Below are 18821 nucleotides of genomic sequence, written 5' to 3'. Positions count from 1 at the left end.
GAGTACGTCGTGCCATTCAGCAAGAAGAAGGAAACCGCCCGCGATGCCGTTGCCAACGGCGGCAAGACCAGCGGCAAGCAGGCCCGGAAGGCGACCCAGGCCGGCCATCTCGGCGACGACGACCGCGTCTACCACCGCGGCAAGGTCACCGGCGACTTCTCGAACCGCACCCGAAAGCAGCCCAACGAGAACGGCGTCTGATCACACCGTCGCAGGTAATCCGTAAAGTTTGTGGTCCGTGGTTTCGAAGGCGGTAATTTCGGCTATTCGACGATCCTCGATGCGGAAGATGTCGAGTGCGAACAGCTGATAGGACGTCATACGCGGGGGTAAGAGATAGGCCGCGAGGGTGGGTTGGCGGTTGATCGTGGTCGGCAGGAAACGCCAATGACCGCGATACTCCGGCGTGAGGTTCGGGATCAACGAGCCGACCGCATCCTCGCGGCCCTCGAACCAGAACGGGTACGGCGGCATCGTGATCCGGATGTCCTCGTGCATGAGAGCTGCGAGCGCGTCCGGGTCGGCGTTGTCCCATGCGGCCATGTAGCTCCGCAGAAGCTTGCGTTCGTCGGCGGAGACGTCGGGAGCCGTCCACTCCGAGCGGTGCGACGGAAGGTGTTCGCGAAGGACAGGTCGAGCTCGCTGAAGGGCTGAGTTCACGGCGGCCACCGAAAGGTCCACGGCGTCAGCGGTTTCCCGGGCCGGCCAGCCCAGCACGTCACGGAAGATCAGTACCGCGCGTTGGCGCGCCGGAAGATGCTGGATTGCGATCAGGAACGCCAGCTCGATCGTCTCCCGCCGGATCGCGACCGCGTCCGGCTCCTCCGCCCGATCCAGCAGTACGTCGGGAAACGGCTGCAACCACGGCACGTCCTCGCGCGCCGGAAGCGCCGTCGACGGAAACGAGGCCGGCTCGAGCTGGTACGGGAGGACGCGACGCGGCCGCCGTACGTCGATGCACGCGTTGGTCGCGATCCGGTACAGCCACGCCCGGACCGACGACCGGCCCTCGAAATCGTCCAGCCCGCGCCACGCCCGCAGGAACGTCTCCTGGACCAGATCCTCGGCCTCGTCGTACGACCCGAGCATCCGGTAGCAGTGCACGCGCAGCTCGTGCCGATAGCGCTCGACGTGCTCCTCGAAGCTGCTCATTCCCCGTCCTCGAGCTCGATCGTGGCCGGCATCGGCGCATGACCGGCCAGCCGGAACCAGGTCACCAGCCGTCGCTGCCGCAGGTCCCGCGTAGACACTACGACGTCGTTGTGGAACCGTCGCGCCAACTGCACCCGGCGCATCGCGAGCGTCAACTCCCCGGCCCACGGCTCGATATCGGTGCCGGTGGCATGGATCGCGCGGGTCAGCGCGGACTCGGCCTGCTCGCGCACCTCCAGTACGTCGAGCGACACCGCGCGCGCCCGGTGCGCCGCGTCGAGCAACAACAAAGCAGAAGCGGGATCGAGGACCTCGCTGCCGGCCAGCTCCGCGACCAGCGCGGACCGGCGCGCCAGCTCGGTCTCCAGCGACGCGCGCGCGAGATCCACCCGGTGGTGCAGGCGGTCGAGCCGTCCGGCCGTCCAGCTCGCGTAGGCGCCGAAGAGCAGCAGCAGCGCGCCGACCGCGAGCAGCACCCCGAAGATCTCCACGCGCATATTCGACCATCGATTACGGAGCGCTGACGGTCCGGCCGGATCCGGTAGTCGCCGCCGCTGCCGCCGTTAGCGTCGGAGCCATGGCTGATATCGGCGTGATCGGTGGTTCCGGGTTCTACTCGTTCCTCACCGACGCGGAAACCATCGAGCTCGACACCCCGTTCGGCGCGCCCAGTGAGCCGCCGGTGGTCGGGGACCTCGACGGCCGCCAGGTCGCGTTCATCCCCCGGCACGGCGCCGACCACCGGTTCCCGCCGCACCGCGTCAACTACCGCGCGAACCTCTGGGCCCTGCGCGAACTCGGCGTCCGCCATATCCTCGGCCCCTGCGCGGTCGGCTCACTGAAACCCGAGCTCACCCCCGGCACGTTCGTCGTCCCGGACCAGTACGTCGACCGCACCTGGGGGCGGGATCACACCGTGTACGACGAAGCGCCGGTCGTGCACACCGCCGCCGCCGACCCGTACTGCCCGGCCGGCCGCGCCACGGTGATTGCCGCCGGCAACGTCGTACCCGACGGCACGATGGTGGTGATCAACGGCCCGCGGTTCTCGACCCGGGCCGAATCGCAGTGGCACGCGGCGCAAGGCTGGTCGATCGTCGGCATGACCGGCGCGCCGGAGGCCGCGATCGCGCGCGAGCTCGCCCTCTGCTACACGTCGATCGCCGTCGTCACCGACCACGACGCGGGCGTTGAGACCGGCGCCGGCGTCACGCAGGCCGAGGTCTTCGAAGCGTTCAAGCACAGCATCGAGCGCCTCCAGGGCCTGCTCAAGGACGTGATCAGCCAGCTCCCGAAGCCCGATACGGACTGCAGCTGCCGGCACGCGCTCGACGGTACGGCGGCGGCCCGATGAGAGTCCTGCTCACCGGCGGCGCCGGCTTCATCGGTCAGCACGTCCACCACCAACTCGTTGCCGAGGGCCACGAGGTCACGGTCCTCGACTCGTTCCGCCCGGACGTCCACGCGCAGAAACCCGCGCCTCGTCCCGGCCTGATCGTCGGCGACATCCGCGACGCCGACTGCGTCACCCAGGCTCTGGAAGGCATCGACACCGTCGTCCACCTCGCCGCCAAGGTCGGTCTCGGCGTCCATCTCGACGACATCGACGACTACGTCTCCACCAACAGCCTTGGCACGGCGATCGTCCTGAAAGCTATGGCCCACGCCAAGATCCGCCACCTCGTCTACGCCAGCTCGATGGTCGTGTACGGCGAAGGCCGCTACGACTGCGCCGAGCACGGTCAGGTCGCGCCGGGACCACGCCGTACCGAGGACCTGGAAGCCGGTCGCTTCGAGCCGCCCTGCCCATACTGCGGCGCGCCGCTCCATTCCGGCCTGGTGAGCGAGGACGCCGCACTCGATCCGCGGAACGCCTACGCGACGAGCAAGCTCAGCGGTGAACACCTCGCCGCAACGTGGGCTCGCGAAACGGATGGACGGGTTACCGCGCTCCGCTTCCACAACGTCTACGGCCCCGGCATGCCCCGCAACACGCCGTACGCCGGAGTCGCCGCGATCTTCCGCTCGGCGCTCGAGCGAGGCGAAGCACCGCGTGTCTTCGAGGACGGCCGTCAGCGCCGTGACTTCGTGCAGGTCCGCGACATCGCGACGGCCGTCACCATGTCAGCCTCCGCACTCCCCCAGCAGCCGGCGTTCACGGCGTACAACGTCGGCAGCGGGACGGTCCGCACGATCGGCGATCTGGCGACAGAGCTCGCCCACGTCTATGACGGTCCGAACCCGGTCGTCACCGGCCAGTACCGTCTGGGCGACGTCCGCCACATCACCGCGTCCTCGGACCGGCTGAAGCACGATCTCGGGTGGAAGCCGCGCTACGACCTTGCCGCCGGGCTGAGGGATCTAGTTGTGAGCGGCAACCGGCGGTAGGTCGATCTGGAACGCGCACCCGCCGTCGACGTTGGTGACGCCAATCTTGCCGTCGTGCGATTCGACCACCCCGCGGGCGATCGCGAGCCCGAGCCCGCAACCACTCGCATGAGTCGAGTTGCCGGCCGGCTCGGGCGTGCGCTGCTCGTCGCCACGCCAGCCGATGTCGAAGACTCGTTCGAGGTCGTCGGCCGGGATACCGCCACAGGCATCGGTCACGGCCAGGCGCACGCGGCCATCCGTCTCCCGGTCCACCGAAACGGTCACCGTTCCGCCGGGAGCCGTATGCCGGATCGCGTTGCCGACCAGGTTCGTCACCGCGCGCGTCAACTCGTCCGGATCCCCTTGTACGGCGAGGCGATCGTCGTTGTTCGGGGTCGACAACGCCAGCCGAACACCCTCCGCCCGGGCGTGCTCGTTGTTCTCGCCGGCGACGTCCTCTGCCAGCTCACGCAGACTGACCGCGGACCGCCGCGTCGGCAACGGCGCCGCCGACAACCTCGACAGCTCGAACAGGTCGTCCACGAGCCCGGTCATCCGATCGACGGTCGACCGCATCTGCCGTAGCGCACCCGGGACGTCGTCGATGACCCCGTCCTCGAGTCCCTCCGACACAGCCCGCAATCCGGCCAGCGGGGTCCGCAGGTCGTGCGACATGAACGCCACCAACTCGCGCCGGCTCGCCTCCAACGCCCGCTCCCGCTCGTGCGACGCGGCCAGCTTCTTCCGCGTCATCTCCAGCTCGTTCGTCAGGTCGGCCAGCTCGGCGGGCACTGCTCTGGTCCGACCCTCCGGCGCGTCGTACGACGTACCGAGCTGCCGCAACCGCCGGCCGACGTCCCGCGACCCCGTGGTGATCCAGTGCCCGAGCAGGACCGTCATCGCCAGCCCGAGCAGGGCCGCGAACGCCAACGTCCACAGCACCACCCACGAGTCGTGCTCGGAGATGAACATGGCCCGCACGCTCTGCAGTACGGCGGCCAGCGCCGCCGCCATCGGCGCGAGACCCGCGACGATCATCGTCACCCGCAACGACCGCCGCCGGAACTGCCACAGGATCGCCGCGCCGATCCCCGCGACCACCAGCGTCCACAACGTGGTGAGCGCCAGGATCGTGAACATGTCCTTGTTCATGCCCGGTCGCCCGTAAAGTCGCCCGCGAACAGGTACCCGGTCCGCGGCACGGTCAGCACGAGCTTCGGATCCGACGGATCGGCCTCGATCTTCTCCCGCAACCGGCGTACGTGCACGGTGACGGTCGACGAGTCGCCGAAGTCCCAGCCCCACACCCGCCGCAGCAGCTCTGCCTTGGTGTACGCCTTGCCCGCGTGCGAGACGAGATACGCGAGCAGGTCGAACTCGCGGTGGGTCAGCGACAGCTCGTCGCCGTTCAGGTACGCCCGTCGGGCCGCGGTGTCGACCATGACCGGCCCGGCGCTCAGCTTGGTCGGCGTCAGGTCGAGCCCGGCCAGTCGCTCCTCGCGCCGCACCATCGCCTGCACCCGCAGCGTCAGCTCCCGCGGGCTGAACGGCTTGACCACATAGTCGTCCGCGCCGACCTCGAGCCCGACCAGCCGGTCCTCCTCCTCGCCGCGCGCCGACAGCATGATCACCGCGGCCCCGTCGTCGGCGGCACGCATCCGGCGCAGCACCTCCAGGCCGGACAATCCGGGCAGCATCACGTCCAGGACGACGACGGACGGTTTCCACTGCTGCCAGGCCTCGACCGCCGACACGCCGTCCGCGACCACGCGGGCGGCGTACCCGGCCTTGGTCAGGTAGGCGGAGACGACGTTGGACACAGTCGGGTCGTCGTCGACCACGAGAACACGAGTAGCCACGCTCAGAGCGTAGATCGTCCGGTCGGTGCGGGGCCGCACCAGTGCCGGAACGCAGTACGACGTAAGCGATCCGTAGCCGGGTTCTGCCACCGCGGGCGCGCGTTCGTCCCTACCGTCGAAGAATGCCCGTCGATCTCGTCCTGCCGTGCCTGAACGAGGCGGCCGCCCTGCCCTGGATCCTCGAACGGCTCCCGGCCGGCGTCCGCGCCATCGTCGTCGACAACGGCTCCACGGACGGCTCCCCCGAGGTCGCCGCCCGGCTGGGCGCCACCGTCGTACCCTGCGAGCTCAAGGGGTACGGCGCTGCCTGCCACGCCGGCCTGGAAGCGGCCGAGTCCGACGTCGTCGCCGTGATGGACGCGGACGCGTCGCTCGATCCACAGCAACTCAGCCGGGTGACTGCGCCCGTCCTCGCCGATCGCGCCGACCTCGTCGTCGGTCGCAGGCGGCCGGTGACACGGGGCACCTGGGCGTGGCATCTCCGCCTCGCCAACCTCGAGCTGTCCCGCCGGATCAGGCGGCGTACGGGCGTCGCTCTGCACGATCTCGGTCCGATGCGGGCAGGCCGTCGTACGGCGCTGCTCGAGCTCGGGCTGACGGATCGACGGTCGGGCTATCCACTGGAAACCGTTGTGCGGGCAGCCGATGCGGGCTGGCGGATCACCGAGGTGGACGTGGACTACCTGCCACGCTCGGGTCGTTCGAAGGTGACGGGGACTCCATGGGGTGCGGCCCGCGCCGTGCTGGACATGTCGAAGGTCCTTGCCCGGTGAAGGAAACGGTGAAGGGCACGCTGATTGTCATCGCGAAGGAGCCGGTGCCGGGGCGGGTGAAGACGCGGCTGCAGAGCGAGTTCACCGCGCAGGAGGCGGCGGCGTTGGCCAGGGCGTCGCTCGTTGACACGCTGGGCGCAGTACGCGCGGCGCGTGCGTCGCGGCGGATCCTCGCGCTGGACGGCGATCCGGGGCCGTGGTTGCCGGCCGGATTCACGGTTGTAGGACAGCGTGGCGACGGGCTGGACAAGCGGATCGCGGCGGCCTTCGAGGATGCGTACGACGGCTCGCCGATGCTGCTCGTCGGGATGGATACGCCGCAGATCCGGCCCGAGCTGCTCGGCTTCCAGTGGGCCGGGTACGACGCGGTGCTCGGGCTGACCGAAGACGGCGGGTATTGGTGCCTCGGGCTCCGAACGCCGGACCGCCGCGCGCTCGTCGGCGTACCGATGTCGACCGAGCACACCGGACGCGATCAACTGCAGCGGTTGCAGGAGCTGGGTCTGCGGGTGGGGATGCTGCCGACCTTGCGGGACATGGACACGCCGCGCGACGCGGCGTACCTCGCAGCCGAGTTCCCGTCGCTCAGGGTTTCGAGGCTGTACCGGCGATTGCAACACGCAGCGCATCCGGGATTGCTGTTCGAGCAGGCCCTCGGCGGTACTGCGCGTGTTGTTGCCACTGGCATCGATGGCCGGACCGTGCCGGCGCTGTCCGAGCTCGATCGCTGGACAGCGCCCGCCGATGAGGTCGACCGGCTCGCGCTGAGTCGCTGCGAAGGCCCGGTGCTCGACATCGGCTGCGGACCCGGACGGATCGTGACCGCGCTCGCCGAACGCGGGATTCCGGCGCTTGGCGTCGATGTCTCGCCGCGTGCCGTGAAACTCACGACCTCGCGGGGCGCAGCTGCTCTCCATCGTCCGGTGCAGGACCGGCTGCCGGGCGAGGGCCGTTGGGGCAGCGTGCTGCTGATGGACGGGAACATCGGGATCGGCGGCGACCCGGTCGACCTGCTCCGCCGCTGCGCCGAACTCGTCCGCCCCGACGGCCTCGTCCTGGTCGAGGTCGACCCGAACGACGACCTCGACGACACCGCGCCGATCGTGCTCCGCAGCTCCACCGGCCGCCGCTCCACCCCGTTGCCCTGGGCAAGAGTCGGCACCCGCGCCGTACTCCGCTACGCCCGCCACGCCAATCTCCACCCGACGGAGGACTGGCGCGCCGGCCACCGAGCCTTCCTGGCTCTCCGCCGAACCACCTCCCCCGCCCTCACCCCGACCACTTTGTGCACGGCGCAACCATGATCCGGCGCCCGAAATGGTCGAACCGTGCTCAAAGTTGGATTGGTGGGGGCGCGGCGGTGGTGGTGAGTGCGGGGGCGGTGGTGGCGGCGGTGGAGCAGTGGGGGCCTAATGCGGTGCTTGCGGTGGGGAGCGTTGTGGTCGGGGCGATCGTGTGGCGGTTCGGGCGGGGGTTGGGTGTGGCCGCGGTCGTGATCGTGGCCGGGTTGTGTCAGGTGCCGGGGTTGATGCATGCGCCGATCACGAGTACGGATGCTTATCGGTACGTGTGGGACGGGCGGGTGCAGTTGGCCGGGCATTCGCCGTACGCGCATGTGCCGTTGGACGACTCGCTCGCGCAACTGCGGGATCCGATCCTGTTCCCGGGATTGTCGCCGACGCAGAAGTCGGGCGTGACCGGACCGCCACGCGTGCCGACCGACCCGGACGCGCTCGCGAAGTACTCCGCCGACGACCCGCGTACGCGGATCAATCGGCCGTTGGTGCCGACGATCTATCCGCCAGTGGCGCAGGCCTATTTCACCGTGGTCGCGCTGTTCACACCATGGTCCGTCGGCACGCTCGGACTGCAGATAGCGGCCGCGTTGCTCGCGATTGCACTCACCTGGCTACTCGCCGTACAAAACCCCCGGTGGGCCGCCTTGTGGGGTTGGTCACCGATCGTCGCCCTCGAGGCGGGCAACGCCGCTCACGTCGACGTCCTCGCAGCCCTGCTCATCACGGCCGCCGTCATCACCGCTGCCAAGCGCCCGAAGCTTGCCGCCGTCTTCCTCGGCGCGGCCGGCAGCGTCAAGCTCCTCCCCCTTCTCCTCCTCCCTGCCTTCCGCACCCGGCGGCCGATCGTTGCCCTCAGCACCTTCGTCGCGTCGTACGTCCCGCACATCCTTGCCGTCGGCACCTTGGTGCTCGGCTTCCTCCCCGGTTATCTCAGCCAGGAAGGGTTCGACGACGGCAGCTCCAGATCGGCGATTCTCGCGCTCCTGCTGCCTCCTGAGGTCCGCCAGGTCGTCGCCGCGCTGCTCGCACTCGCCCTCGCCGTCCTCGCCTTCAGCCGAACCAAACGCGACCCGCTCGCCCTCACCTGCTGCTGGCTGTACGGCGCAGCGCTGCTGATCGCCACGCCGACGTACCCGTGGTACGGCCTGCCGTTGATCGCGCTCGCCGCGCTCGCACATCGTCCCGAATGGCTCGCCGTACCGATCGCGTCGTACCTCGCCTACGGGAGCTTCGGCCACGACACCCGGCAGGGCCTGATCTACCTCGCGGCCGGTGTCATCGTTGTCAGCGTGATCACGATCCGTCGCCGATTCGTTGCGGAATCAGGTTTGACTGCGGCCCGGTCGCCTGCCAACACTGGCGAGCGTGACGAAACGCATCGCCCTCGCGACCTCGGCCGAGCACGCTGAGTCGCACCCGAACGACCTCCCGCTCGTCGAAGCCCTCCGTGCCGCCGGCTTCGATCCGGTGGCCGAGGTGTGGACCGACCCGTCCGTCGACTGGTCGGCGTACGACGCGGTCCTGCTCCGCACCGTCTGGGACTACCACCGGCGGTACGACGAGTTCACCGAATGGCTCGCGCTGCTCGACAAGGCCGGCGTACCGCTGCTCAACGACTCCGGTCTGGTCCGCTGGAACGGCGACAAGCGGTACCTGCTCGAGCTCCGCGAGCGCGGCGTCGCGATCGTGCCGTCCCAGGTCGCGGCCGGCGCGTGCCTGCGCGAGGTGGTGAGCGGGCTCGCCGGGCAGGAGATCGTGGTCAAGCCGACCGTCAGCGCGACCGCCCTGCACACCGTCCGCGGTGTCGCGGGGTCCGACGAGTTCGACCGCGTGCTGGCCGAACTGCCCGAGCTCGTGTACCTCGTCCAGCCCTTCCAGTCCGAGATCGTCGAGGACGGCGAGTGGTCGCTGATCTTCGTCGACGGCGAGTTCACCCACGCGGTGGTCAAGCGCCCGGCCGCGGGCGACTACCGCGTCCAGGACGACTTCGGCGGCACCGTGACGCCGGCCGAGCCGACTCCCGTCGTGCTCGACGGCGCCCGGACCGCACTGCACGCGGCCGGCCGCACACCGGCGTACGCCCGCGTCGACGGCGTGGTCGTCAACGGCCGCTTCCTGCTGATGGAACTCGAACTGATCGAGCCGGAGCTGTTCTTCCCGCAGCACCCGGAAGCCGCGGAGAAGCTCGCCGCAGCAGTCGCGGCGCGCGTCTAGCTCGCAGCCGACTCGGGATGGCCCCGGCGACGCCCGTACAACAGGGTCTCGCCGGCGGCCGTTCCGGTGTACTTCGTCCGGCGAGCCCACTCGCGGCATTCCTCCAGCACCGGGCACGCCTTCACGCACAGCTCACGGGCCTTGCGCTGCTCCCAGCGGGACGCGCTCTCGTCGTACGCCGGGGCCTGTCCGATACACGCGGCCCGGCTCATCCAGCGGTCGGCGGGATCCACGATCACGGTCAACGTCGGCCTCATGACTCCGACCGTAGAACGCCCGTGACCGTCGGCAGCCTATGTCTCGAAATATGATCGGGTTACTGGACTTTTAAGGTCTGGGGTATGCCGACACTCGATGACATCCGCCAGGCCGCCCAGGAGCTCGAGGGACGGATCCACCGCACGCCGATGTTGACCTCCTCGGCGCTGAACGAGCGCTTCGGCGCCGACCTGGTGCTCAAGGCCGAGCTGTTCCAGAAGACCGGCAGCTTCAAGGTCCGCGGGCTGCTGACCAAGCTGCTCCGGCTCAGCGCCGCCGAGCGGGCGCGTGGCGTGATCACGGTCTCCGCCGGGAACGCGGCCGGTGCGCTCGCCTGGGCCGCCCGGGACGCCGGCGTTCCGGCCACAGTCGTGATGGCCAAGACCGCAGTCCAGGCCAAGATCGACGCGGCCCGCGGGTACGGCGCGACGGTGGAGCTCGTTGAGGGTGACCTGATGGCGCAGTATGAGCGGATCAAGGACGAGCGGCAGCTGACCGGGGTCCATCCGTTCGACGACGAGGACGTGATCACCGGACACGGGAGCCTCGGGCTGGAACTGCTGGCGGACCGGCCCGACCTCGGGACCGTCCTGGTACCGGTGGGTGGCGGCGGGCTGATCTCGGGCGTCGCGACGGCGCTCAAGCTGGTGAAGCCGGAGATCCGCGTGATCGGGATCGAGCCTCAGCAGGCCGATGTGGTCAGCCGCAGCCTCGAGGCCGGCGAGCCGCAGAAGCTCGCCACGGCCCGATCGATCGCCGACGGCCTCGCCGCGCCCGTCTGCGGAACCCGCAACTTCCCGCTCATCCAGCAGTACGTCGATCAGGTCGTCCGCGTGAGCGAGGACGCTCTTCTCGAGGCGACCCGCCTGGTCATGTCACGCACCAAGCTCGCCCTCGAACCGGCCGCAGCCGCTCCGTTCGCGGCGCTGCTCGAGGGCAGCGTCCAGCTTGACCCTGCAACCACAGCCGCCGCTGTCGTCAGCGGCGGCAACCTCGATGTGTCGAAACTGATGCTCTAGGCCGGGTCCAGCGCGGTGGCCAGCCTGGTCTGGGCCCGCGACGGTACGCCGTCACTCGGATCGTCGACCAGGTCGCCCCGGCGTACCGGGTCCCGTTCCGGCAGCAGGATGTCGCGGGCGACCACCAGCATCAGCCACAGCGTGCCGGCCATCCGCAGGATCACGGAGAACCAGTAGATCCGGTCCGGCACCTGGGGATCGCCCGGTGCCAGGAACTGGGCGAGATGCATCCACACCAGCATCCAGTAGAAGCACTCACAGGCCTGCCAGATCAGCCAATCCCGTAAGCGCGGCCGGGCCAGCGCGACCAGCGGCAGCAGCCACAGGACGTACTGCGGTGAGTAGACCTTGTTGATCAGCAGGAACGCCGCGACGACCAGGAACGCCAATTGCGCGAACCGGGGCGGTCGTGGCGCCATCAACCCGAGGATCGCGATCGACAGGCACAAACCGGCGAAGATCACGATGTTCAGCTGGTTGACGTCCGCGACCTCGTGGTTGGCGAGTTTGAGGACGTACCAGATCGAGCCGTAGTCGCTCTCGCGCTGATCGTTGAACTGCCAGAACGACAGCCATTCGTTCTTCGCGAGCAGGTAGATCGGTGCGTTCACCAGACCCCAGGCGACACCGGCCGCGATCGCCGCCTGGAACCACGGCCACAGCTTCCGGCCGCGGATGCACACGATCAGCAACGGCCCGAGCAGCAGGAACGGATAGAACTTCGCCGCCGTCCCGAGCCCGAGCAGGATGCCGAACCAGACGGGTTTACCCCGCGACCACGCCAGCATCGCGCCCGCTGTCAGTGCGACCGCGAACAGGTCCCAGTTGATCGTCGACGTCAAGGCGAGCACGGGCGCCGCAGCGACGTACAGGGCGTCCAGTGGCTGCCCTCGCGCGGCGCCGGGACGGGTTTCGGCCCCGCGGGCCGTAGCGACGGTGAAGCCGACGATCAGCAGCGCGCAGATGAACAGCATCACCATGTTGACCACGAAGAACACGCCGGCCGTGTCGCGCTTCTGCTCGACGGTGATGTCCTTCTTCGGGTCGCCGGTCATCAACCAGGTGATCCGCGCCGCGACCTCCATGAAGCCGCCGGTCAGCACCGGGTACTCGAGCACCGGGTAGTTGCCGGTGTCGAGGAACGGCCGGTTGCCCTCGGCGAAACCGCGCTCCTGGTACAGGAAGCCGATGTCGGAGTAACACAGCGCCTTGAACGGCCGCCAGCTCTGCCGGTCCCAGCCGGCCTCCATACACGGCGCCTTCTGCAGGACGCCGAGCCCGAACGTGATCGTGCACACCGCGAGCGCGATCCGCAGCGGCGTCCACCACGAGGAACCGGGCCGGGCGTACCGCCCGGACGGCCCACCGAGCCCAACGGTCAGGCCGGCGACGGCCGGATCATTCTCCGACGGCGCCTGCGCGAGCTCGCGTTGTGGTCCGGTCACGGTGGGCATCATCTCCTATCGGCTCACCTTGCGACCACCAGAGGTTACCCACCCGGGTCCAAGCGGGTTGCGGAGGTGTCCCTGCGCGCCGTTCGCAGCAGGAGCTAGCCGGCCAGGAAGTCGCGCAGGACCTTCGCGCCCTCGTTGGCCGGCGGCAGCCAGACGGAGCCCTCGACGGCGTCCGCGATCACGCGGTCGGTGACGAAGACGGTGCCGTCGTACGCCCGCATCCGGCGCCGTATGTCCTGGCGGTCGACCCGCCCGTAGACCACGACGGCGTGCTTGATCCGGGCCGCGGCAAGCAGCGGCAGGTCGGCGATCAGGTCGTCGCTGCCCAGCACCGACTGCCAGTCCTCCATCAGGACGTGCGTCACGCTGTCCAGGTCCGCCAAGGTCAACGGACGCCGGATGATCTCGGCGCCGTCGATGTCCTCGAACCACGCCTTGGCGGCCTTGGAGCCGTTCGGCCCCAGCACCAGTCGGGGTACGACGTCCTCCAGGACGGGCGGTGCGCCGACCAGCTCGGCGTACAGGTCGCGCAGGTGACCGGCCTGGGTCTCCCAGGACATCTCGTCCCGCAACCCCGGGTCCGCGGCGCGTTCGCGATACGGCTCCGGGTCCTGCAGGACGGTCTTCACGGCGAGGGCCAGCGCGTCCGGGTTCTCGGCCTCGAAGACCTCGCCGATACCGGTCTTGCCGACGAACTCCTCGAGCGTCGGCATGTCGCTGGTCACCACCGGCAGTCCGGCGAACGTGTACTCGAAGACCTTGTTCGGCAGGGCCATCTCGTGGCTCGGGTACCGCAGGATCGGGATCAGCCCGACGTCCGCGGTCCGGAGGAAGTGGATCACGTCGTTCGGCGCGACCGGGTCGAGGTAGTGCACCCGGTCCTCGATCTGCAGGGACGCGCCCAGCGCCCGCAGCTCGTCGACGGGTCGCGTGCGAGCGTGCGGCACACACACGACAGCCAGGTGTACGCCGGGCAGCAGCGGCAAGGCCTCCATCGCGGTCTCGACGCCGCGGGCCCGGGTGACCCCGCCGCTGTAGACCAGCAGGGGCACGTCGGCAGGCAGCCCGATCGTGGCGCGGATGTCGGTGATCCCGCTGTCGCGCTCGGACAGCTCCGGGCTGTTGATCACCACGGTCGGCTCGCGGTCCAGCTTGTGCCGCTTGTGCAGCGTCCGGGCGATCGCCGGGCTCACCGTGACCACCCGGTCGACGGTCCGGATGTACTCCGCCTCGTGCTGCGCCCAGGCCGCGATCATCCGCGGCGTGCGGCCGCCGTACTGCGAGAGGCCGGGGACGTACTCGTGGGCGTCGTACACGACCTTCAGGCTGCGACCGCGGAGGGCCGCCCGGCCCGCGGCGCGCGAGGCGACCCCGATGACGTGCATGTCGTGGGCGTGCAGCGCGTCCGGGCGCAGCTGGTCGATCAGGTCCGCGAAGATCGCCTCGTAGTCGTCGGCCTCCGGGACGACCGAGCGCCACCTCACCAGCCCGCTCCGGCCGGGCAGCCGGGTGTCCCACCACTGCCAGAAGTTTGTGGCCAGATTGGCCTCGGTCTCGCCGAGCCAGGCGCGAGCCGACACCGCCGCCTGGGACAGCCGCAGGCTTCGGTGCCTGAGCGACCGGCGGGTCACGCCGGCCAGATGGGCGGCCGCGCCGACCTGACCCGCCCGGCGCCTCGCCGTCGCTCGTCCGCGCTCAGCCTTCAGGTCCGCGAGCCGCGCGGCGACCCGGGCCGCCTCGACTCCTTCGGGCCGGACGTCGAACAACCGGCGGCCGCGGCGGAGCCGGCGCCGGCGGTTGCGCTCGTCCCGCAGGACGAAGTGGCCGGGGAGCCGGATCATCACCACACCGGACCGGCCGGAATCGATGGTGTCGATCGCGAGCCGGCCGGACGCGGACACTCCGAGCAACGTGACCTGGTAACCGGCCTTGCCCAGCGCGACGGCCTCCTTGAGGACCCTGGTGTCGTTGGTGATGTCGTTCGCGACGATCATCACAATGCGAGGGACGTGCACACACTCTCCTGAGCCTTCGTGAGCGCAGGCGGGGAGTGCTGGAGCTCACAGCGGTGATTGCACGGTTCAACGACGGTGACGCCCGGTCGTTAGCACCGTGGGGACTTTCGCGTAGTCCCTGGCCACTTTCATGATGCCTGAAGCCTCAAGAAAGTTGCGACTTCAGGAAAATAACGGTACAGACCTTTCGCTCGCCACTGTCAAGCGTTCGATTCAATCCGGCGGCTCCAGGTGCGCCAGCCAGGCGGTCAGGATGCTCTCGAGTTGGGCCCGCTGGGTCGCGCTGAGCGGTTCGAGCAGCCGCTTCTCGTTCGCCATGTGTGCCGCGAAGGCCTTGTCGATCAGCCGGCGCCCGGCCGGGGTGAGGCGGACCACACGCCCGCGCCCGTCGTCGGCACTGCGCCGGCGCCGGACCAGCCCGGCCGCCTCGAGCCGATCGACCCGCTTGGTCACCGCGCCGGTCGTCACCATCGTGTGCAGCGCGATCTCCCCCGGCGCACGCTCGTACGGCGAACCCGCGCGCCGGAGCGCCGCGAGGACGTCGAACTCCCCCTCCGACAGCCCGTACTTCGCGTAGAGCAGCGTCAGCTCAGCGGTGAGCTGATTCGCGATCCGGTGCAGCCGGCCGATCACGCCTTGCGGGCTGGTGTCGACATCCGGCCGCTCTGCCTGCCACTCCGCCTGGATCCTGGCCACGTGATCGGTCACGCGGTCCACTATATCTTCCTGGGAAGCTATAGTGTTTTCCATGGAAGATACCTTCCGCTGGACCCTGGTGACCGCGATCGCACCGGTCGCCTGGGGCACGAACTACTTCGTCACGCACGAGTACCTGCCGACCGGACATCCCTTGTACGGCGCGGTCTTCCGTGCTCTGCCCGCCGGGCTCCTCCTGCTCTGCGTGGCCCGGCGTCTGCCCCGCGGCGTCTGGTGGTGGCGATCGCTGCTGCTCGGCGTCTGCAACATGGGCGCGTTCTTCGCGTTGATCTACCTCGCGTCGCAACTGCTTCCGGTCAGCCTCGCGTCGACGATCATGTCGGCCTCGCCACTCACGATGGCACTGTTCGCCTGGGCGCTGCTCGCCGAACGACCGACCGTTCCGGTCCTGGCCGGTGCCGCGGCCGGGATCGCCGGCGTCTGCCTGCTCCTCGGCGCCGGCGCGACCACCGTGAACCTGCGCGGTGTCGCCGCTTCGGCCGCGGCCCTCACCATGTCGTCCTTCGGCTACGTCCTCGCGAAGAAGTGGGGACGCGCCGACGGCCCGATCGAGACCACCGCCTGGCAACTGATCGCCGGCGGCCTGGTCCTGATCCCGTTCGCGGTCATCTTCGAGGGCGACCCGCCCGAGCTCGATCTGCCCGCGATCGGCGGCTTCGCGTACGTCGGCCTGGTCGCGACCGCCCTCGCATTCACCGCTTGGTTCACGGGCCTGCGTCACCTCAGCGCAGCGACCGTCGGGCTGATCGGACTACTCAATCCGGTGACCGGCGTACTGCTCGGCGTCCTGGTCTCCGGCGAGGTGCTCACGATTCAGCAGGTGCTCGGCCTGGGCCTCGTGCTGTTCGGGATCACGCTGAGCCGTCCACGTCGCGGATCGCGAGTTGAGGCCGGAAGGGCGGGGCCTTCTAAGGTTTATCGATGAACCTCGTGTGGCGGACGCCTGAGCTGACCCTGACCTTCGCGCTCGACGACGGCCCGGTCCGGCTGACCACCGGCACGGAGCCAGGGAGCCAGCCGCTGGTCGAGGTCTCCGCGCTCGGCCACGGACGCTCCCCCGGCACGAACCGCCATGTCGACACGGTCCTCGGCCGGCGGCTCCGCTACGTCGCCCACGAGGACTCCGGAACCACGCTGCGGATCGTCCAGGAGGACGCGACCACCGGTCTTCGCGTGACGAGCGTCTTCGAAGCGGGGGCCGGCGTACAAGCCTGGTCCGAGGCATCTCTCACCCGGCCCGGCGAACTCGTGCTGGACTTCCTCTCGTCGCTTGTCGTCGGCCTGGACTCCGTCGACGCCGATCTGTACTCCGCCGCCAACGACTGGATGGCCGAGAACCGTTGGTCGGTGCAGTCGCTGCGTGCGGGCGGCGTACCGCAGATCGTCCGCGACCCGCACTACCCGGTGTCCAAGAGCCGGCACGCCGTCACCAGCACCGGCTCGTGGTCGACCGGCGAGCGATTGCCGGTCGGCGTCCTCGTCGGTACGTCGTACGCCCTGGGCTGGCAGATCGAACACAACGGGCCGTGGCATTACGAGCTCGGCGAGAACCGGCGCGGCGGCTATCTCCTGCTCAGCGGGCCGACCTCGCAGGAGCACCAGTGGACGCTACGGCTGACCGCGGACGAGACGTTCACCACGGTGCCGGTCTCGCTTGTCGCCGGCACTGACCGGGACAGCGTCTTCGCCGCGCTCACCCGGCAACGTCGTGCGGTGCGGAAGCGCCGGTCCGTCGACGACCGGATGCCGGTGATCTTCAACGACTACATGAACACGTTGATGGGCGATCCAACGACCGAGAAGCTGCTCCCGCTCATCGACGCCGCGGCCGAGGTCGGCGCGGACTACTTCTGCATCGATGCCGGCTGGTACGCCGAGGGCGACTGGTGGAGCACCGTCGGCGCGTGGCAGCCCTCGACCACCCGCTTCCCCGGCGGGCTGGGCGAGGTGATCGACCGGATCCACCAACGCGCCATGGTGCCCGGCCTCTGGCTCGAGCCCGAGGTGATCGGTGTCGACGCGCCGATCGCCCGCGAGCTGCCCGACGACGCGTTCCTCACCCAGCAGGGCATCCGCGTCGCCGAACACGGCCGGTACCTGCTCGACCTGCGCAACCCGTTGGCGCGCCGGCACCTCGACGACACGGTCGACCGGCTCGTCACCGATTTCGGCATCGGCTTCTTCAAGTTCGACAACAACACGATGACCGGGCCGGGCACCGACAAGGGCGGTACGTCGCTCGGACACGGACTGCTCGAACACCAGCGGGCGCTGCTCGACTGGCTCGACGCTTTGCAGGCGCGGCACCCCCAACTGCTGATCGAGAACTGCGCCTCCGGGGCGATGCGGATGGACTACGCGATGCTGTCCCGCCTGCATCTGCAATCCACGTCCGACCAGCAGCACCCGTTGCTCTACGCAACAATCAGCGCCGCGGCGCCGGCCGCCGTACTGCCTGAGCAGGCCGGCCACTGGGCGTATCCGATCAGTGGGACGACGCGCGAGGAGTTCACGCTTGCGCTGGTGAACGGCGTGCTGGGTCGGCTCTACCTGTCCGGTCACCTGAACCGGATGACCGACGCCGAGCTGGACCTGATCCGATCCGCGCTGGCCGCGCATCGCGACGTACTGAAGGAGATCGAGACTCTCGTCCCTTGCTGGCCGCTCGGCCTGCCGGAGTGGACCGACGAGTGGGTGGCACTCGGCCTGACCGGCTCTCGATCGACGTATCTGGCCGTGTGGCACCGAAGCGCCGGTCCGGCCGAGGTGACGATCCCGCTGGCGCGCGGGACGGTCCGTCCGATCTTCCCGACCGACGCCGACGGCTGGACCACCACCTGGTACGACGACACCCTGGTCGTCGCGACCGAGCTGGCCGAGCCGTCGGCGCGGATCCTCCGGGTCGATCAGCTGGACGACACCGAGTAGGAGTTGCTGGTGAAGTTCAGACCGCCGGACGACGACGTGATCTCGAAGCCGAACTGCACCTCTCCGACCGTGGCGTCACCCATCCAGCCCTGACCGCGGATCCAGTTCAGGACGGCCTTCACGTCGACCGACCCCGAGTTCGTGTTGGACGTGCGGAGGAACGAGAACACCGCGTTGGCGCCGTTGCTGCCGCGGTAGACGTCCCAGGTGTGGCCGCCGACGGAGACCGTGGTCTGCTTCGACCCGATCGCGCCGACCGCGCCCTGCTTGTTCATCCACAGCATGATCTCGTAGGCGTTGTTGTCGGCCCAGATGTCGTACGTCGACGCGTAGGCGCCGCTGCCGGGCCGGGACACGTTGAAGCTGCTGGTCAGCGAGCCGAGGGCACTGACCCGCTTCCCGATGTTGCGGGCGGAGTGGGGGTAGGCCTTCACGCCGCCGGTGTTCGGGTGATCGGCCCAGACTCCCCAGTTGCTGTAGGAGTTGGCCCAGATCGTCTGCGGGCCGGCACCACTGCCCCAGACGTCATTGCGAACGGTGTACCCGCCGTTGGACCAGGTGCCGAACTTGTCCGACGACGACCAGGCCGCCGCGTCGGCCGGTGCCGCGGTCACCAGGCCGGCGGCCAGTACTGTCAGCACTGCTGTTGCTGCTTTCCACCATCTCGGCATGTCGTTTCCTCTCGTTGGGGCGAACGCAGGGGAAGAACCGTGGGCGAGTGCAGGGGTATAAAGGGGTGTCGAAGCGCTTCGACTGGGGTAGAA

General features: G+C 69.3%; 19 protein-coding genes. 10 read left to right on the top strand and 9 right to left on the bottom strand.

What is annotated here, in order from left to right; all coding sequences use genetic code 11:
- Window positions 1-9: 9 nt before the first annotated feature.
- On the top strand, window positions 10-201 hold the full coding sequence (locus AB0J62_RS22955; RefSeq protein ID WP_363874484.1) for a hypothetical protein: 192 nt from the start codon (window positions 10-12) through the stop codon (window positions 199-201).
- Here AB0J62_RS22955 and AB0J62_RS22950 read toward each other — a convergent pair whose 3' ends face one another.
- Window positions 202-1152: an RNA polymerase subunit sigma-70 gene (locus AB0J62_RS22950; protein WP_363874481.1), complete on the bottom strand. Its 951-nt coding sequence runs from the start codon at window positions 1150-1152 to the stop codon at window positions 202-204.
- Window positions 1149-1643, bottom strand: a complete 495-nt coding sequence (locus AB0J62_RS22945) for a hypothetical protein (protein ID WP_363874478.1) — start codon at window positions 1641-1643, stop codon at window positions 1149-1151. Before AB0J62_RS22945 ends, AB0J62_RS22950 begins: the two co-directional genes overlap by 4 nt.
- An 86-nt stretch (window positions 1644-1729) precedes the next feature.
- On the opposite strand from AB0J62_RS22945, the gene AB0J62_RS22940 reads away from it, so the two are divergent.
- A complete protein-coding gene (locus AB0J62_RS22940; RefSeq protein WP_363874475.1) occupies window positions 1730-2506 on the top strand; it encodes an S-methyl-5'-thioadenosine phosphorylase in 777 nt (258 codons plus the stop codon).
- Window positions 2503-3540: an NAD-dependent epimerase/dehydratase family protein gene (locus AB0J62_RS22935; protein ID WP_363874472.1), complete on the top strand. Its 1038-nt coding sequence runs from the start codon at window positions 2503-2505 to the stop codon at window positions 3538-3540. The genes AB0J62_RS22940 and AB0J62_RS22935 overlap by 4 nt, the downstream gene beginning before the upstream one ends.
- Here AB0J62_RS22935 and AB0J62_RS22930 read toward each other — a convergent pair.
- Both AB0J62_RS22930 and AB0J62_RS22925 read right to left on the bottom strand, forming a co-directional pair.
- Window positions 3514-4674, bottom strand: a complete 1161-nt coding sequence (locus tag AB0J62_RS22930) for a HAMP domain-containing sensor histidine kinase (RefSeq protein WP_363874469.1) — start codon at window positions 4672-4674, stop codon at window positions 3514-3516. The two genes, AB0J62_RS22935 and AB0J62_RS22930, sit on opposite strands and share 27 nt — an antisense overlap.
- Entirely contained in the window at window positions 4671-5381 is a 711-nt protein-coding gene (locus tag AB0J62_RS22925; protein ID WP_363874466.1) for a response regulator transcription factor, read from the bottom strand. The genes AB0J62_RS22930 and AB0J62_RS22925 overlap by 4 nt, the downstream gene beginning before the upstream one ends.
- 122 nt (window positions 5382-5503) lie before the next feature.
- Between AB0J62_RS22925 and AB0J62_RS22920 the strand changes: the two genes are divergently transcribed.
- The 4 genes from AB0J62_RS22920 (at window position 5504) to AB0J62_RS22905 (ending at window position 9666) form a co-directional block, all read left to right on the top strand.
- Window positions 5504-6154 carry a glycosyltransferase family 2 protein gene (locus AB0J62_RS22920; protein ID WP_363874462.1) on the top strand — a complete coding sequence of 217 codons (651 nt, stop codon included), beginning with the start codon at window positions 5504-5506 and terminating at the stop codon, window positions 6152-6154.
- Window positions 6151-7458 carry a DUF2064 domain-containing protein gene (locus AB0J62_RS22915; protein ID WP_363874459.1) on the top strand — a complete coding sequence of 436 codons (1308 nt, stop codon included), beginning with the start codon at window positions 6151-6153 and terminating at the stop codon, window positions 7456-7458. The genes AB0J62_RS22920 and AB0J62_RS22915 overlap by 4 nt, the downstream gene beginning before the upstream one ends.
- Before the next feature lie 122 nt (window positions 7459-7580).
- Entirely contained in the window at window positions 7581-8861 is a 1281-nt protein-coding gene (locus AB0J62_RS22910; protein WP_363874456.1) for a glycosyltransferase 87 family protein, read from the top strand.
- A complete protein-coding gene (locus tag AB0J62_RS22905) occupies window positions 8818-9666 on the top strand; it encodes a hypothetical protein (RefSeq protein ID WP_363874453.1) in 849 nt (282 codons plus the stop codon). The genes AB0J62_RS22910 and AB0J62_RS22905 overlap by 44 nt, the downstream gene beginning before the upstream one ends.
- Here the strand turns inward: AB0J62_RS22905 and AB0J62_RS22900 are convergent.
- On the bottom strand, window positions 9663-9923 hold the full coding sequence (locus tag AB0J62_RS22900; protein ID WP_363874450.1) for a WhiB family transcriptional regulator: 261 nt from the start codon (window positions 9921-9923) through the stop codon (window positions 9663-9665). The two genes, AB0J62_RS22905 and AB0J62_RS22900, sit on opposite strands and share 4 nt — an antisense overlap.
- A gap of 84 nt (window positions 9924-10007) precedes the next feature.
- Between AB0J62_RS22900 and AB0J62_RS22895 the strand changes: the two genes are divergently transcribed.
- Window positions 10008-10943: a threonine/serine dehydratase gene (locus AB0J62_RS22895; RefSeq protein ID WP_363874447.1), complete on the top strand. Its 936-nt coding sequence runs from the start codon at window positions 10008-10010 to the stop codon at window positions 10941-10943.
- Here AB0J62_RS22895 and AB0J62_RS22890 read toward each other — a convergent pair.
- From AB0J62_RS22890 to AB0J62_RS22880, 3 genes are all read right to left on the bottom strand, one after another.
- On the bottom strand, window positions 10940-12397 hold the full coding sequence (locus AB0J62_RS22890; RefSeq protein ID WP_363874700.1) for a glycosyltransferase 87 family protein: 1458 nt from the start codon (window positions 12395-12397) through the stop codon (window positions 10940-10942). The genes AB0J62_RS22895 and AB0J62_RS22890 overlap by 4 nt on opposite strands.
- 95 nt (window positions 12398-12492) lie before the next feature.
- Window positions 12493-14412, bottom strand: coding sequence for a glycosyltransferase family 4 protein (locus AB0J62_RS22885; protein ID WP_363874444.1), 1920 nt, complete (start codon window positions 14410-14412; stop codon window positions 12493-12495).
- A 213-nt stretch (window positions 14413-14625) separates the two neighbouring features.
- On the bottom strand, window positions 14626-15120 hold the full coding sequence (locus AB0J62_RS22880) for a MarR family transcriptional regulator (protein WP_363874441.1): 495 nt from the start codon (window positions 15118-15120) through the stop codon (window positions 14626-14628).
- A 40-nt stretch (window positions 15121-15160) separates the two neighbouring features.
- Here AB0J62_RS22880 and AB0J62_RS22875 point away from each other — a divergent pair, with 40 nt between their 5' ends.
- Together AB0J62_RS22875 and AB0J62_RS22870 are read left to right on the top strand one after the other, a co-directional pair.
- Window positions 15161-16054, top strand: a complete 894-nt coding sequence (locus AB0J62_RS22875) for an EamA family transporter (protein ID WP_363874438.1) — start codon at window positions 15161-15163, stop codon at window positions 16052-16054.
- Window positions 16051-18057: an alpha-galactosidase gene (locus AB0J62_RS22870; RefSeq protein ID WP_363874435.1), complete on the top strand. Its 2007-nt coding sequence runs from the start codon at window positions 16051-16053 to the stop codon at window positions 18055-18057. The genes AB0J62_RS22875 and AB0J62_RS22870 overlap by 4 nt, the downstream gene beginning before the upstream one ends.
- Here the strand turns inward: AB0J62_RS22870 and AB0J62_RS22865 are convergent.
- Window positions 18036-18728 carry a hypothetical protein gene (locus AB0J62_RS22865; protein ID WP_363874432.1) on the bottom strand — a complete coding sequence of 231 codons (693 nt, stop codon included), beginning with the start codon at window positions 18726-18728 and terminating at the stop codon, window positions 18036-18038. The two genes, AB0J62_RS22870 and AB0J62_RS22865, sit on opposite strands and share 22 nt — an antisense overlap.
- Window positions 18729-18821: the final 93 nt, after the last annotated feature.

It is taken from the genome of Kribbella sp. NPDC049584 (genome assembly GCF_040675555.1).
Classification (GTDB): domain Bacteria; phylum Actinomycetota; class Actinomycetes; order Propionibacteriales; family Kribbellaceae; genus Kribbella.
Note: the sequence above shows the minus strand (reverse complement) of the source record. Positions and strands in the feature narration are given on the sequence as shown.